Origin of the sequence: Streptomyces sp. NPDC048278 (assembly GCF_040652195.1) — a bacterium.
Classification (GTDB): Bacteria; Actinomycetota; Actinomycetes; order Streptomycetales; family Streptomycetaceae; genus Streptomyces.
Map to the genome: position 1 here is coordinate 469,034 of NZ_JBEZLP010000004.1, position 15,405 is coordinate 484,438.

Here is a 15,405-nt window from a genome sequence, read left to right on the forward strand (position 1 = left end):
CACTCGCGCAACTTAGGTTAGGCTAACCTAAGTGGAGCCGATCGCTCCCCTCCCCCGCACGGATCGTCCCGGAGGACCCCCTCATGCGCTCGCACCTGCTCAATGACCTCACAGCGGAGCAGTACCGCCGCTCCGTGACCGAAGGAGTAGAGCGGGTGGCGGCCAAACTCGCCACCACCGACCGTCCGTTCACGGGTGTCACGGTCGACGCCCTCTCCCCCCGCATCGACGGCATCGACCTCGACCGGCCGCTGTACGACACCACCGCGGTCCTGGACGAGCTGGAGGACGTCTACCTCCGGGACGCCGTCTACTTCCACCACCCCCGCTACCTCGCCCACCTCAACTGCCCCGTGGTCATCCCGGCGGTGCTCGGCGAGGCGGTGCTCTCCGCCGTCAACTCCTCCCTGGACACCTGGGACCAGTCGGCCGGCGGCACCCTCATCGAGCGGAAACTGATCGACTGGACCACCGCCCGCATCGGCTTCGGCGAGGCCGCGGACGGCGTGTTCACCTCCGGCGGCACCCAGTCCAACCTCCAGGCGCTGCTGCTGGCCAGGGAGGAGGCGAAGCCGGGGCCGGGCGGGTGGCAAGGGCCGGCCTCGCTCGCCGACCTGCGGATCTTCGCCTCCGAGGTGAGCCACTTCAGCGTGAAGAAGGCGGCGAAACTGCTCGGCCTCGGCCAGGACGCGGTGGTCTCCGTGCCCGTCGGCACCGACAAGCGCATGCAGACCGTCGCCCTCGCCCGCGAGCTGGAGCGCTGCAAGAACGACGGCCTGGTGCCCATGGCGGTCGTCGCCACCGCCGGCACCACCGACTTCGGCTCCATCGACCCGCTGCCCGAGATCGCCGAACTGTGCGAGCAGTACGGCGTGTGGATGCACGTCGACGCGGCCTACGGCTGCGGGCTGCTCGCCTCCCTGAAGCACCGGGACCGGCTCGCCGGCATCGAGCGCGCCGACTCGGTCACCGTGGACTACCACAAGTCCTTCTTCCAGCCGGTGAGCTCGTCCGCGGTGCTGGTCCGGGACGGCTCGACCCTGAGCCATGCCACCTACCACGCGGACTATCTCAACCCCCGCCGCATGGTCACCGAACGCATCCCCAACCAGGTCGACAAGTCCCTCCAGACCACCCGCCGCTTCGACGCCCTCAAGCTGTGGATGACCCTGCGCACCATGGGCGCCGACGGCATCGGCGAACTCTTCGACGAGGTCTGCGCGCTGGCGGAGGAGGGCTGGAGGCTGCTCGCGGCCGACCCGCGCTACGACGTCGTCGTCGAGCCGTCCCTGTCCACCCTCGTCTTCCGCTACATCCCGGCCGCCGTCACCGACCCGGCCGAGATCGACCGCGCCAACCTGTACGCCCGCAAGGCCCTGTTCGCCTCCGGCGACGCGGTGGTCGCGGGCACCAAGGTCGGCGGCCGTCACTACCTGAAGTTCACCCTGCTCAACCCCGAGACCACGCCGGCCGACATCGCCGCCGTCCTCGACCTGATCGCCGGCCACGCCGAGCAGTACCTGGGAGAGTCCCTTGACCGCGCTTCCTGAAATCCCCACCAAAACCTATGACTTCGTGGGGATCGGGCTCGGGCCCTTCAACCTCGGCCTCGCCTGCCTGACCGAGCCGATCGCCGAACTGGACGGCGTCTTCCTCGACTCGAAGCCCGACTTCGAGTGGCACGCCGGCATGTTCCTGGAGGGCGCCCACCTCCAGACCCCGTTCATGTCGGACCTGGTCACCCTCGCCGACCCCACCTCGCCGTACTCCTTCCTCAACTACCTGAAGGAGAAGGGCCGACTGTACCCGTTCTACATCCGCGAGAACTTCTACCCGCTGCGGGTCGAGTACGACGACTACTGCCGCTGGGCCGCGCACCGGCTCACCAACGTCCGCTTCGGCACGACGGTGACCGAGGTCCGGTACGACGACACCGACGAGGTCTACGTCGTCGCGACGGCCGCCGGCGAGACGTACCGCGCCCGGCGCCTGGTCCTCGGCACCGGCACCCCGCCCCACATCCCCGAGGCCTGCCGGGGCCTGGGCGGCGACTTCATCCACAACTCGCGCTACCTGCGGCACAAGCAGGAGCTCCAGTCCAAGGAGTCGATCACGCTGGTCGGCAGCGGCCAGTCCGCCGCCGAGATCTACCAGGACCTGCTCAGCGAGATCGACGTCCACGGGTACCGCCTGAACTGGGTGACCCGCTCCCCCCGCTTCTTCCCCCTCGAATACACCAAGCTCACGCTGGAGATGACCAGCCCGGAGTACGTCGACTACTACCACGCCCTGCCCGAGGCGACCCGCTATCGGCTCACCGCCGAGCAGAAGGGCCTCTTCAAGGGCATCGACGGCGACCTCATCAACGAGATCTTCGACCTGCTCTACCAGAAGAACCTCGGCGGCCCGGTCCCGACCAGGCTCCTCACCAACTCCTCGCTCGAAGCGGCCGATTACGACAACGGCAGCTACACGCTGAAGCTCCGCCAGGAGGAGCAGGGCAAGGAGTACGAGATCGAGACCCAGGGCCTGGTCCTGGCCACCGGCTACAGGTACGCCGAGCCCGGGTTCCTGAAGCCCGTCCGGGACCGGCTGCGCTACGACACGCACGGCAACTTCGACGTGGCCCGCAACTACGCGATCGACGTCACCGGCCGGGGCGTCTTCCTGCAGAACGCCGGCGTCCACACCCACAGCATCACCAGCCCCGACCTGGGCATGGGCCCCTACCGGAACGCGTACATCATCCGCGAGCTGCTCGGCTCGGAGTACTACCCGGTGGAGAAGTCGATCGCCTTCCAGGAGTTCGCCGTATGACCGCCACGGCGACGGCCTTCGCCTTCCGCGCCCTCGATCCCCTCCGGGACGCCGAGTTGCTGCACCGCTGGGTCACCCACCCCAAGGCCGCCTACTGGATGATGCAGGACGCGCAACCGGAGGACGTCGAGCGGGCGTACAGGGAGATCGCGGCCGACGAGCACCACCACGCGCTCCTCGGCCTCGGCGAGGACGGCCGCCCCGTCTTCCTCATGGAGTACTACGACCCGGTCCACCGGGAGCTGGCCGGGCTGTACGAGCCCGAACCCGGCGACGTCGGGATGCACTTCCTCACCCCCGCCACGGACACGCCCGTGCACGGCTTCACGAAGGCCGTCATCACGGCCGTGGTGGCCCGTCTCTTCGAGGACCCGGCGACCCGCCGGATCGTCGTCGAGCCGGACGTGCGCAACACGGCCGTGCACACGCTGAACGAGGCCGTCGGGTTCGTGCCCGTACGGGAGATCCAGAAGCCGGAGAAGAGAGCGTTGCTGAGTTTCTGCACCCGGGAGCGGTTCGAGCGGGCGGTGGCCGCCGTATGACCCTCGCCGACGCCGTGGCCCACCTCTCCCCCGAGCGCTGGGAGAAGGCCAACCGGCTGCTCATACGCAAGGCGCTCGCCGAGTTCGCGCACGAGCGCCTCATCACCCCGGAGGCGGACGGGCCGGCGTACGTGGTCCGCAGCGACGACGGCCTCACCCGCTACCGCTTCACCGCCGTCCGGCGTGCCCTGGACCACTGGCAGGTGGACCCGGACTCCCTCAGCCGTACCCGCGACGGCGCCGAACTCCCGCTCGCCGCGATGGACTTCTTCATCGAGTTGCAGAAGTCCCTGGGCCTGAGCGACGAGATCCTGCCGGTCTACCTGGAGGAGATCTCCTCCACCCTCTCCGGCACCTGCTACAAGCTCACCAAGCCGCAGATCCCGGTCGCCGAGCTCGTCCGCGCCGGGTTCCAGGACATCGAGACCGGGATGACCGAGGGCCACCCCTGTTTCGTCGCCAACAACGGCCGGCTCGGCTTCGGCGTCCACGAGTACCTGTCGTACGCCCCCGAGACCGCGAACCCGGTCCGCCTGGTGTGGCTGGCGGCCCACCGGTCGCGGGCCGCGTTCACGGCGGGCGTCGGGATCGACTACGAGTCGTTCGTGCGGGACGAGTTGGGCGAGGCGGCCGTCGAGCGCTTCGACGGCGTGCTGCGCGGCCGGGGCCTGGACCCCGCCGACTACCTCCTCATCCCGGTGCACCCCTGGCAGTGGTGGAACAAGCTCACCGTCACCTTCGCCGCCGAGGTCGCCCGCGGCCACCTCGTCTGCCTGGGCGAGGGCGACGACGAGTACCTGGCCCAGCAGTCCATCCGGACCTTCTTCAACCGCTCGCACCCCGAGAGGCACTACGTCAAGACCGCCCTCTCGGTCCTCAACATGGGCTTCATGCGCGGTCTTTCGGCCGCCTACATGGAGGCCACCCCCGCCATCAACGACTGGCTCGCCCAGCTCATCGACAACGACCCGGTGTTCAGCGCCACCGGCCTGTCGATCATCCGGGAGCGGGCCGCCGTCGGCTACCGGCACCTGGAGTACGAGAAGGCCACCGACCGGTACTCGCCGTACCGGAAGATGCTGGCCGCGCTGTGGCGGGAGAGCCCGGTGCCGTCCCTCCGGGAGGGCGAGTCGCTCGCGACCATGGCCTCCCTGCTCCACGTGGACCACGAGGGCGCCTCCTTCGCCACCGCGCTGATCGAGCGGAGCGGACTGCCGGCCCGGGAGTGGCTGCGGGCCTACCTCCAGGCCTACTTCACGCCGCTCCTGCACAGCTTCTACGCCTACGACCTGGTCTTCATGCCGCACGGCGAGAACGTCATCCTGGTCCTCGCGGACGGTGTGGTGCGGCGGGCGGTCTACAAGGACATCGCCGAGGAGATCGCGGTCATGGACCCGGACGCGGTGCTGCCGCCGGCGGTGGAGCGGCTGCGCGTCGACGTCCCGGAGGAGAAGAAGCTCCTCTCGATCTTCACGGACGTCTTCGACTGCTTCTTCCGCTTCCTCGCCGCGAACCTCGCGGCCGAGGGGGTCCTGGAAGAGGACGACTTCTGGCGGACGGTCGCCGAGGTCACCCGCGCGTACCAGGAGTCGGTACCCGGACTCGCCGACAAGTTCGCCCGGTACGACATGTTCGCGCCCGAGTTCGCCCTGTCCTGCCTCAACCGGCTCCAGCTGCGCGACAACCGGCAGATGGTGGACCTGGCGGACCCCTCGGGCGCCCTTCAGCTGGTCGGAACCCTGGAAAATCCCGTCGCGGGGTTCTGACCGAGGCCGGTGGGCTCCCCCGAGTACGGTCCTCGGGGGAGCCCACCGGATGACAGGTGATGCCCCCGCGCGGGCGGTGGAACAATCCCCGCATGGCGGAAATCATCCAGAAGGACGGCATCTGGGCCTTCGACGGAGTCGCCCTGCGGCTGACTCCCGGCCGGGACAGGAACGTCGGGGTGCTCCGCCGGGCGCTGGGTGAACTCGTCGTCCCGCTGGCCGCGTTGGCGGGGATCTCGTTCGAGCAGGGGCGCCGGCAGGGGCGGCTGCGGCTCCGGCTGCGGGACGGCGCCGATCCGCTGCTGCACGCCACCGGGGGCCGCCTCGCCGAGCCCGACGACCCCTATCGGCTGGCCGTGGAGCCGGACCGGTACGGAGTCGCCGAGTACGTCACGGACGAGGTGCGCGACGCGCTGCTCCTGGAGCGGGTGCCGGGCACGCCGGTGGGCGGGTTCCTGCTGCCGGGGCCGGCGCTGCCGCTGTCGGTCTCCGCCGGGGACGGCACGGCCTCCTTCGACGGGGAGCGGGTGCGCCTGGAGTGGAACTGGAAGACGGAGGACGTCAAGGCCGCCGCGGGTCCGCGCACCCTCGCCCTGGCGGACATCCTCGGCGTGGAGTGGCAGCCGTCCGCCGGCCTGGAGAACGGCCATCTGCGGTTCCGGGTGGCCGGCGCCCCGGTCCGGGAGCGGGCCAAGTTCGACCCGAACGCGGTGGAGCTGTGGGGGTTCAAGCGGGATCCGCTGATGGCGCTGGTCGCGGCGGCGGTGCAGGCACGGCTGCCGCATCCGGCGGCGGCCGGTTCCCCGGCGGCCCCCGGCTCCCCGGAGGTGTCCGGGGAACCGGGGGCGCCCGAGGCCGATCACGACGCGCTGCTGCGCCGGCTCCGCGAGCTGGGTGAGCTGCACCGCGCGGGCGTGCTCACGGACGAGGAGTTCACGCTGGCCAAACAGGCGGTCCTCAAACGCTTGTGAGGACCGCCTGCGGGGACTTACTTGGCCTTGCGGGCCACCGTGAAGTGGTCGATGCGGTCGCCGGTCTCGGCGATGCCCGACACCTTCAGCTTGGCGTACTGGCCGCGCGGCGCCGGCTCGACGTCGACGCGCAGGAAGGAGTAGTTGAGGTAGCGCACCCGGGACCAGGTGACGGTCTCGTTGACCTTGCCGTCCTTGGTGTTGATGAAGGAGGCGACGGAGTCGACCTCGTTCAGGTGGCCCTCGTAGGAGTCCGGGGCGGTGAACGCGTAGAGGCTGCGGCCGGCCGCGCCCGCGGTGACGTAGACGACACCCTCGGTCTCGGAGTAGGCCGTCTCGCCGATCGGGAGCTTCTTGACGACGGTGTTGCCCTTGATGACGTCGGTGCGCTCGTACTGGTGGTTGTGGCCGTTGATGACCAGGTCCACCGTGTACTTCTCGAACAGCGGCACCCACTCCTGTCGCACGCCCCCCTCCGAGGCGTGCGCCGTGGAGGTGCAGTAGGCGCAGTGGTGGAAGAACACGACGATGAAGTCGATGTCCTTGGAGGCGCGGAACTTCTTCAGCTGCGCCTCGAACCACTTGGTCTGGGTGCCGCCCGAGATGCCCAGGTTCGCCGGGATCTCGAAGGAGACGTCGTTCGGGTCGAGCGAGATGATCGCCGTGTTGCCGTGGACGAAGGAGTAGACGCCCGGCAGGTTCTTCTTGTCCGGCCCGTTGTCGGGCAGGGTGAAGCGGGCCTCCTCGCCGCCGTAGCCGTTCGGCGAGTACCAGGCCTCCATGTCGTGGTTGCCGTACGACACCATCCACGGCACGGACTTGGCGACCGACTCGGTCTGGGCCAGGAACTGGTCCCAGGTGCGGGAGTCGAAGACCGTGTCCGAGGTCTTGCCCTGGCCGGCCGGGTCGGCGTAGGCGATGTCACCGGCGTGCAGGTGGAAGCTGGGGTTCTGGCCGAGGATCAGGCTGTCGTTGGCCAGGGCGTGGTAGCTGACGCCCTGGTCGCCGAAGGCCGTGAAGGTGAACGGCGCCTTGTTGCGGGGCGCGGTGGTGAAGGTGCCGATGGTGCTGGCGAACTGCGGCGAGGCCGGGTCGAAGCCCTCGTGGCCGACGCCGTAGAAGTACTGGCGGCCCGGCTTGAGGTTGGCCAGCTTGGCGTGCACGTAGTACTGGGTGTGGTCGCCGCTGGCGCCGATGCCGGCCGGGGTGTAGAGGGTGCGGATCTCGGCGTCGATCTTGACCGAGAGGTGCGAGGCGTGGGTGCCGATGCGGACGAAGGGCTTCTTGACCGCGACCGGGACCTGCCAGGAGATCGTCATCTCCGTGCTGGCGTCGTTGCCGAAGGCCAGGTGGCGGCCGAACGGGGCGACGTAGGCGCCGTCGACGTACTGGGTGGCGGGGGCGGAGGACTGGGTCGGGACGGCGGCCTGGGCGGTGCCGCCCATGACCAGCGAGCCGCCCGTGACGGTGCCGAGCGTGACGGCGCCGCCTCTGATCATGGAGCGCCGGGAGAACTTGGCGCGGAGGTACTCGTGCTGCTCGGCCATGCTCATGCGATCGGCGAGCTCATCGGGTACGCCCATACGAGGAATGTCCATGGCGTCTGAAAATCGTCTCCACAAGCGACGTGGCGCAAGACACAGGATGGACAGGCTGCGAACAGCACCCCATAAGAGATTCAACAGTCCGTTGCCCGGAATCGGGCAGGATTCTTGCGAAACCGACGCCGGTACCCGAGGATCTACCGGGTGCACGACGAACTCGTTGATCATCTGATGCGGTCCTCGCCCCTGAGCCGGGGCGAGGCGCTGCGGGTGATCCAGGACGTGCTCGCCTACTTCGACGAGACGACCGCGGACTACGTCCGTCGCCGCCACCGCGAGCTCCAGGCGGAAGGCCTGGTCAACGCGGAGATCTTCGACCGGATCGCGGCGGATCTGCAGTACAGGGCGGTCGCCCCGCCGGAGCTCACCCTCCGGCAGCTGCGCCGCATGGTCTACGGATGACTACGACTGAGGAATACGGAACTCCTATATATGTGCGGAATTGTCGGATACATCGGTAGGCGCGACGTCGCCCCCCTCCTCCTCGAAGGTCTCCAGCGGCTGGAATACCGCGGGTACGACTCGGCGGGCATCGTCGTCTCCGCCCCGAAGACGGCCGGGCTGAAGATGGTGAAGGCCAAGGGCCGGGTCCGGGACCTGGAGGCCAAGGTGCCCGCGCGCTTCAAGGGCACCACCGGCATCGCCCACACCCGCTGGGCCACCCACGGCGCCCCCTCCGACGTGAACGCCCACCCGCACATGTCGGCGGACCAGAAGGTCGCCGTCGTCCACAACGGCATCATCGACAACGCCTCGGAGCTGCGCCGCAAGCTGGAGGCGGACGGTGTGGTGTTCCTCTCGGAGACCGACACCGAGGTCCTCACCCACCTGATCGCCCGCTCCCAGGCGGAGACCCTGGAGGAGAAGGTCCGCCAGGCGCTGCGCCTGATCGAGGGCACCTACGGCATCGCGGTCATGCACGCCGACTTCCCCGAGCGGATCGTCGTCGCCCGCAACGGCTCCCCGGTCGTCCTCGGCATCGGCGACAAGGAGATGTTCGTCGCCTCCGACATCGCGGCCCTGGTCACCCACACCCGCCAGATAGTGACCCTCGACGACGGCGAGATGGCCACCCTCAAGGCCGACGACTTCCGCACCTACACCACCGAGGGCACCCGGACGACGGCCGAGCCGACCACCGTGGAGTGGGAGGCCGAGTCGTACGACATGGGCGGCCACGACACGTACATGCACAAGGAGATCTTCGAGCAGCCCGACGCGGTCGACCGCGTGCTGCGCGGCCGGATCGACGACCGCTTCTCCACCGTGCACCTCGGCGGCCTCAACCTGGATGCCCGGGACGCGCGGGCCGTGCGCCGGGTGAAGATCCTCGGCTGCGGCACCTCGTACCACGCGGGCATGATCGGCGCCCAGCTGATCGAGGAGCTGGCCCGCATCCCCGCCGACGCCGAGCCGGCCTCGGAGTTTCGCTACCGCAACCCGGTGGTCGACCCCGACACCCTGTACATCGCGGTCTCCCAGTCCGGTGAGACGTACGACGTGCTCGCCGCCGTCCAGGAGCTGAAGCGCAAGGGCGCGCGGGTGCTGGGCGTGGTGAACGTGGTGGGCTCGGCGATCGCCCGGGAGGCGGACGGCGGCACGTACGTGCACGCGGGCCCCGAGGTCTGCGTGGTCTCCACCAAGTGCTTCACGAACACAACGGTCGCCTTCGCCCTGCTGGCGCTGCACCTGGGCCGGATCCGCGACCTCTCGGTCCGCGACGGCAAGCGGATCATCGAGGGTCTGCGCAAGCTGCCGGCGCAGATCTCGGAGATCCTCGCGCAGGAGGCGGAGATCGAGCAGATGGCGAAGGAGTACGCCGAGGCCCGCTCGATGCTCTTCATCGGCCGCGTCCGGGGCTACCCGGTGGCCCGGGAGGCCTCCCTGAAGCTCAAGGAGGTCTCCTACATCCACGCGGAGGCGTACCCGGCGTCCGAGCTCAAGCACGGCCCGCTGGCGCTGATCGAGCCGGCCCTCCCCACGGTGGCGATCGTCCCCGACGACGACCTCCTGGAGAAGAACCGCGCGGCCCTGGAGGAGATCAAGGCCCGCAGCGGCAAGATCCTCGCGGTGGCCCACCAGCACCAGGAGAAGGCCGACCGCACGATCGTCGTCCCGAAGAACGAGGACGAGCTGGATCCCATCCTGCTGGGCATCCCGCTCCAGCTCCTCGCCTACCACACGGCGAAGGCCCTGGGCCGCGACATCGACAAGCCCAGGAACCTCGCCAAGTCGGTGACGGTGGAGTAACGCGGTTTTGCGAGTACCGGTCGGTGGGGGCTGGTCGCGCAGTTCCCCGCGCCCCTTACGGGGCGCTGAGTCGTCGCGAGGATCAACGCGCCCCATAGGGGCGCGGGGAACTGCGCGAGCGACCCCCACCGGCCGGCAGGGGCCGGACAACGGAACGGACCCCCACGTGTGCCACAGAGCCACGGGGGGTCCGTTCTTCATGTCGCCGGGGACGCCCAACTCCCCGGCGTCGGCTGCCTTGTCAGCCGTGGGCCGTCACCCCACGGCCGGCAGCCCGCCCCGGCAGCACCGTCGGCCAGTGCGCGAGCGCGGCCGTCGCGGCGTACCAGGCCACCGCCCCCGCCGCCACCGCAACCCAGCCGCCGACCTTGGTCAGTGACGAGCTGTCGGCGAACTGCGCGACGGCGAGCACCAGCATCGCCAGGAACAGCAGCCCGTGCACGGCCTGTCCGAGCTGGTCGCCGCCCGCGAGGGTCAACGACAGGGCCACGAGGGCGAAGAGGAGCAGGAAGAGCCCGGCGCCGTTGGCCGAGGCATGGCCGCCGGACGAGACGGCCCAGGTGAACCAGAGGGCGCCGAGGGCCACATAGCCCGTGCCGTTCACGGTGTCACGGTCACGGAAGGCCAGCAGGCCGACGAGGAAGAGGGCGACTCCGCCCACGTAGTGGGCGATTGACACGGCGTCAGAGGTGGTGACGTTGTCGATGACACCGGTGGTGCCGAGTCCGAACGCCAACAGGGTGATACCCAGGGCGAGTCGACCGGCCACGGTGGTGGTTCCGCTTCCCGCAGAGACGTCGTTGTCCACGGCGGGCTCCCTTCATGCTTTGTGCAGTTGTGCGCGGTGACCGATATATGCCCTTCACAAGGGCACAAACACCTCTGCACGCCAGGAATTTCAGGCACTGCACGAAGAGAGCCGGACCGTTCCCACGGCGCATCTCACCTGGGCGAACGTGGAGTTACGGAATGACAACGACAGGGCGCTTCGCCCGCTTGGCGAGCCGCCCGGCGACGGAGCCGAAGATCCGTCCCACGATCCCGTGGGTCGACCCCACGACGATCGCGTCGGCCTCGTACTCCCGCCCCACCTCTTCGAGTTCGTGGCAGATGTCACCGCCGCGCTCGACGAGGATCCAGGGCACCTCGGCCAGGTACTCGGCGCAGGCGAGCTCCAGCCCGAGGACCTCCGTCCGGTGGTCCGGGACGTCGACGAAGACGGGTGGCTCGCAGCCGGCCCACACGGTGGTCGGCAGTCTGTTGGCGACGTGGACGATGATCAGGCCTGCGCGGGAGCGGTGTGCCATCCCGATCGCATAGGCGAGAGCGCGCTCACTGGAGGTGGAGCCGTCGAAGCCGACGACCACTCCGTGCTTGAAGGCTGGATCGCAGGAAGGGCGTGGCTCTTCCGCCGCGAGCGCGTCGGCCGCCGTGGGGTCGGCGACCGGCCGCTTGCGGTCCGCTGGATCAAAGAATTCGTGACCGGCCATGGCTGTCTCGGCGTAGTGATCCTTGTGTGGGAGGGACGACAGTGTGCGGCGAGCTTGTGTCCGGGAAACATCTTCCCAACCCCATACCCCCAAGGGTACGGCTGCACGCCTCCTCAGCCCAGATCCCGCACACTCTCCGTAGGGGACCTTCCCCGGAGTCGGTTAGGGGTTCCAGGGAGCATGCACGAGCCGCGCCCGTAACGCAATGGTTGCTGCCCCGTACAGGCGGTTTGCACAGGATTCGGACAGCAGCGGAACCTCCACGCACGGTGACCGACCGCCCGAACGCGCGTTGATCCCGGTACGAGTGCGTCACGAGGGAGTACCACCATGTCCGGACCGCGCCGCACCACCCCCGCCCCACGCCCCGCACCACGCCGCGCCCCGCGCCGCACGCCCGGCGCGCGCCCCGCCCCGCACCCCGCCCCGCGCCGCGCTCCGGACACCGCCGGCGACGTGGTGCGCTGGGCCGTGTTCTCCTGTGCGCTCGTCCCCGTCGTACTCCTCTGGTACGGCACCCCGCCGGCCGGCGCCGCCGGAACCGCCCTCGGTCTCGCCGCCGTCACCACCGCGTGCCACTTCCTGCTGCGCCGCTCGGAGCTCGGCGCGAGACTCGGCGCCGAGCGCGGGACGGCGGCCCGGGGAGGCGGACGTCACACCCGGAGCAGTACACCGGTCGACTGACCGGTTTCCGCGCACACCAACGCTTCTTTTCAGCCAACTTGGCGGACCTGCACAGGGGGTGTACCAACCACCCCCCAACCCCCGTTCCACCTGCACGGAAAGGGTCTGCGGGACCCTCCGCACCCTACGCGGTTTGGCCACTGCCACGAGGCGCACTTCCCTGCACGGCCCGTGAGTGCAACCCTTCGTGATCGAATGCTTCACGCCAAGTTGTCATGTCGACAATCGACGGCGTGTCGAACTGGTCAACGCGGCACCGCGGAAACCAGTAGATTCGATCTTGACGTCTTACGGCGGGGGACTCGTGCAGGACCGAGGGGAAACGTGCAGGAGCGACACAACCGAGGAGCCGCGACCACCGAGGGGGGCTTAGCAGGATGAGCCACGACTCCACTGCCGCGCCGGAAGCCGCGGCCCGGAAACTGTCCGGGCGACGCCGCAAGGAGATCGTCGCGGTGCTGCTGTTCAGCGGCGGCCCCATCTTCGAGAGTTCCATACCGCTGTCGGTGTTCGGGATAGACCGCCAGGACGCCGGCGTACCCCGCTACCGACTGCTGGTGTGCGGAGGCGAGGAAGGCCCGCTGCGGACCACAGGGGGCCTGGAACTCACCGCGCCGCATGGCCTGGAAGCGATCTCACGCGCCGGCACGGTCGTCGTACCGGCCTGGCGCTCGATCACCGCGCCGCCACCGGAAGAGGCGCTGGACGCGCTGCGCCGCGCCCATGAGGAGGGGGCCCGCATAGTCGGGCTGTGCACGGGTGCGTTCGTACTGGCCGCCGCGGGGCTGCTGGACGGCCGCCCGGCCACCACCCACTGGATGTACGCGCCGACGCTGGCCAAGCGCTATCCGTCGGTCCACGTCGACCCGCGAGAACTCTTCGTGGACGACGGCGACGTCCTCACCTCCGCCGGTACGGCGGCCGGAATCGACCTCTGTCTCCACATCGTGCGGACGGACCACGGCAACGAGGCGGCCGGTGCGCTCGCCCGCCGCCTGGTGGTCCCGCCGCGCCGCTCCGGCGGTCAGGAGCGCTACCTCGATCGATCTTTACCAGAGGAGATCGGCGCCGACCCGCTGGCCGAGGTCGTCGCCTGGGCGCTGGAGCACCTCCACGAGCAGTTCGACGTGGAGACGCTGGCGGCGCGCGCGTACATGTCGCGCCGTACCTTCGACCGTCGCTTCCGCTCGCTGACCGGGTCGGCCCCGCTCCAGTGGCTGATCACGCAACGGGTCCTCCAGGCGCAGCGCCTCCTGGAGACGTCGGACTACTCGGTGGACGAGGTGGCGGGACGCTGCGGCTTCCGCTCCCCCGTCGCCCTGCGCGGCCACTTCCGCCGCCAGCTGGGTTCGTCCCCGGCGGCGTACCGGGCCGCGTACCGGGCTCGCCGCCCGCAGTCCGAGCGCCCCGACACACCGGAACCGGCGCCGCTGCCGCCCACGGGTCCGCTCGCGGTCCCGTACCCCGAGGGCGTACTGCCGATGCAGACCCGCAGGACAGCCACGGTAGGCCTCTCCGCCAGCCTCCCCGGCCCCCGCACCGGCAGCTGACCCCTCCACCGGCCCACCCGACCATCCCGGGTGGGCCGGCCTCATACTCCCCCCTCGCCCACCCACCACCCGACTCGGTAGATCAAGGGGCGAGGTGGAAAAGCGGGGACACCCGCCCACCCACTCCCAGACACACCACCGAGAACCGGCCACCCGCGAACACCGGCCCCCAGCTGCCCTCCCGGCCCGGCCGCTGTTCAAGGCCAACCCCCCACTCAGCCCGGCCGACGTTCGAAGCCGACCGCACCCAGCCGCCGCCCCGGCCCAGCCAGCATTCGAAGCCGACCGGCACCCAGCCGCCCACCCAGCCCGGTGAGCGTTCGAAGCCGACCGCGCTCAGCTGCCCGCTCAGCCCCTCCGGCGATTGAGGACGACCGGCACCCAGCCGCCCACTCGGCCCGGCCGACGTTCGAGACCGACCGCACCCGCCGCCCGCTCAAGCCGCCCGGCGTTCGAAGACGACCGCGCCCAGCCGCCCACCCAGCCCGTCCGGCGATTGAGGACGAGGCCGTAGGCCGGTGGTGTGGGGCGTGGGGGCCGCGGTCCCCGCAGAGGTCGGCGTCGTACCGGGGGCACCCAAACGCCGACGTCAGCTTTAGGGTGGTCGCATGAACGATCGCATGGTGTGGATCGACTGCGAGATGACCGGCCTCTCGCTGTCCGACGACGCGCTCATCGAGGTGGCCGCACTGGTCACCGACTCCGAGCTGAACGTGCTCGGCGAGGGCGTGGACATCGTCATCCGTCCGCCGGCCAAGGCACTGGAGACGATGCCGGAGGTGGTGCGGCAGATGCACACCACGTCCGGCCTGCTCGACGAGCTGGCCGGCGGCACGACGCTCGCCGAGGCCGAGGAGCAGGTCCTGGCCTACGTACGGGAACACGTGAAGGAGCCCGGCAAGGCCCCGCTGTGCGGAAACTCCGTCGGCACCGACCGCGGTTTCCTCGCCCGGGACATGTCGGCCCTGGAGGGATACCTCCACTACCGGATCGTCGACGTGTCCAGCGTCAAGGAGCTGGCCCGGCGCTGGTACCCGCGGGCCTACTTCAACAGCCCGGAGAAGAACGGCAACCACCGCGCCCTCGCCGACATCCGCGAGTCGATCGCCGAACTGCGCTACTACCGCGAGGCCATCTTCGTACCGCAGCCCGGCCCGGACTCGGACACCGCGCGGACGATCGCGGCCAAGCACGTCCTGCCTGCGGAATAGGCGCCCGGGAGGCCCCGGAGACGGCCCCCGGAAAGCCGTGCGCGAGCACCCCTTCGGACCCTGTACACTTTTTCTCGGCCGGTCGGAGAAACCACAAAGTCACCGCCGGTCGTGGTGGGTGTAGCTCAGCTGGTAGAGCACCTGGTTGTGGTCCAGGATGTCGCGGGTTCGAGTCCCGTCACTCACCCTACGGGACAGGCCCGTGATCTGCGGAAACGCAGATCACGGGCCTGTCTGCCGTTTGGCCACGGCCGAACCACGGCCCCTCCGCACGCGATTCGAGTCGTCCAGGAGGAGCGACAGCCGCAAGTCCGCCACAGAACCTCACGTGATGTAGGCATCCAGGCCGGGCAGCGGGTGGCGGACGACCCAGGCGTCATTTTGATCTGGGCCTTACGGTGCCGAGGTTAGCCTTTCGGGGCTCGTATCATTGGATCCCGCTTGACGCAAGAGTCGCCATGGAACTCCGAGTTGTCATGAGCGCGCAAGAAAGGGCGATGTCGTCATGCACGTTCTGCTG

13 protein-coding genes and 1 tRNA gene are annotated in these 15,405 nt (G+C 69.6%); 11 read left to right on the top strand and 3 right to left on the bottom strand.

Going from position 1 to position 15,405, the window contains the following annotated elements; translation table 11 throughout:
* Positions 1-83 precede the first annotated feature (83 nt).
* From desA to AB0D74_RS10710, 5 genes are all read left to right on the top strand, one after another.
* Entirely contained in the window at positions 84-1,550 is a 1,467-nt protein-coding gene (gene desA, locus AB0D74_RS10690; protein WP_362582965.1) for a lysine decarboxylase DesA, read from the top strand.
* On the top strand, positions 1,534-2,817 hold the full coding sequence (locus tag AB0D74_RS10695) for a lysine N(6)-hydroxylase/L-ornithine N(5)-oxygenase family protein (RefSeq protein ID WP_362582967.1): 1,284 nt from the start codon (positions 1,534-1,536) through the stop codon (positions 2,815-2,817). Before desA ends, AB0D74_RS10695 begins: the two co-directional genes overlap by 17 nt.
* Complete coding sequence (locus AB0D74_RS10700; RefSeq protein WP_362582970.1) at positions 2,814-3,359, top strand: GNAT family N-acetyltransferase; 546 nt, start codon at positions 2,814-2,816, stop codon at positions 3,357-3,359. Before AB0D74_RS10695 ends, AB0D74_RS10700 begins: the two co-directional genes overlap by 4 nt.
* Positions 3,356-5,125, top strand: coding sequence for an IucA/IucC family siderophore biosynthesis protein (locus AB0D74_RS10705; RefSeq protein WP_362582973.1), 1,770 nt, complete (start codon positions 3,356-3,358; stop codon positions 5,123-5,125). The genes AB0D74_RS10700 and AB0D74_RS10705 overlap by 4 nt, the downstream gene beginning before the upstream one ends.
* Before the next feature lie 92 nt (positions 5,126-5,217).
* Positions 5,218-6,096: a DUF4429 domain-containing protein gene (locus tag AB0D74_RS10710; protein ID WP_362582976.1), complete on the top strand. Its 879-nt coding sequence runs from the start codon at positions 5,218-5,220 to the stop codon at positions 6,094-6,096.
* A gap of 17 nt (positions 6,097-6,113) precedes the next feature.
* On the opposite strand, the gene AB0D74_RS10715 is transcribed toward AB0D74_RS10710, so the two are convergent.
* On the bottom strand, positions 6,114-7,679 hold the full coding sequence (locus AB0D74_RS10715; protein ID WP_362582979.1) for a metallophosphoesterase family protein: 1,566 nt from the start codon (positions 7,677-7,679) through the stop codon (positions 6,114-6,116).
* Between the two features lie 165 nt (positions 7,680-7,844).
* On the opposite strand from AB0D74_RS10715, the gene AB0D74_RS10720 reads away from it, so the two are divergent.
* Together AB0D74_RS10720 and glmS are read left to right on the top strand one after the other, a co-directional pair.
* A complete protein-coding gene (locus AB0D74_RS10720) occupies positions 7,845-8,102 on the top strand; it encodes a hypothetical protein (protein ID WP_362582982.1) in 258 nt (85 codons plus the stop codon).
* Positions 8,103-8,132: 30 nt separating this feature from the next.
* Positions 8,133-9,950 carry a glutamine--fructose-6-phosphate transaminase (isomerizing) gene (glmS, locus tag AB0D74_RS10725; protein WP_362582985.1) on the top strand — a complete coding sequence of 606 codons (1,818 nt, stop codon included), beginning with the start codon at positions 8,133-8,135 and terminating at the stop codon, positions 9,948-9,950.
* Positions 9,951-10,191: 241 nt separating this feature from the next.
* On the opposite strand, the gene AB0D74_RS10730 is transcribed toward glmS, so the two are convergent.
* Both AB0D74_RS10730 and AB0D74_RS10735 read right to left on the bottom strand, forming a co-directional pair.
* On the bottom strand, positions 10,192-10,758 hold the full coding sequence (locus tag AB0D74_RS10730) for a GPR1/FUN34/YaaH family transporter (protein WP_362582987.1): 567 nt from the start codon (positions 10,756-10,758) through the stop codon (positions 10,192-10,194).
* A gap of 154 nt (positions 10,759-10,912) precedes the next feature.
* Positions 10,913-11,440 carry a universal stress protein gene (locus tag AB0D74_RS10735; RefSeq protein ID WP_362582990.1) on the bottom strand — a complete coding sequence of 176 codons (528 nt, stop codon included), beginning with the start codon at positions 11,438-11,440 and terminating at the stop codon, positions 10,913-10,915.
* A 330-nt stretch (positions 11,441-11,770) separates the two neighbouring features.
* On the opposite strand from AB0D74_RS10735, the gene AB0D74_RS10740 reads away from it, so the two are divergent.
* The 4 genes from AB0D74_RS10740 to AB0D74_RS10755 all read left to right on the top strand — a co-directional run bounded on the left by AB0D74_RS10740 (position 11,771) and on the right by AB0D74_RS10755 (position 15,072).
* Complete coding sequence (locus AB0D74_RS10740; protein ID WP_362582993.1) at positions 11,771-12,124, top strand: hypothetical protein; 354 nt, start codon at positions 11,771-11,773, stop codon at positions 12,122-12,124.
* A 377-nt stretch (positions 12,125-12,501) separates the two neighbouring features.
* On the top strand, positions 12,502-13,674 hold the full coding sequence (locus AB0D74_RS10745) for a helix-turn-helix domain-containing protein (RefSeq protein WP_362582996.1): 1,173 nt from the start codon (positions 12,502-12,504) through the stop codon (positions 13,672-13,674).
* 608 nt (positions 13,675-14,282) lie between these two features.
* A complete protein-coding gene (gene orn / locus AB0D74_RS10750) occupies positions 14,283-14,885 on the top strand; it encodes an oligoribonuclease (protein ID WP_362582999.1) in 603 nt (200 codons plus the stop codon).
* Positions 14,886-14,999: 114 nt separating this feature from the next.
* Positions 15,000-15,072 (top strand) — tRNA-His (locus AB0D74_RS10755).
* Positions 15,073-15,405: the final 333 nt, after the last annotated feature.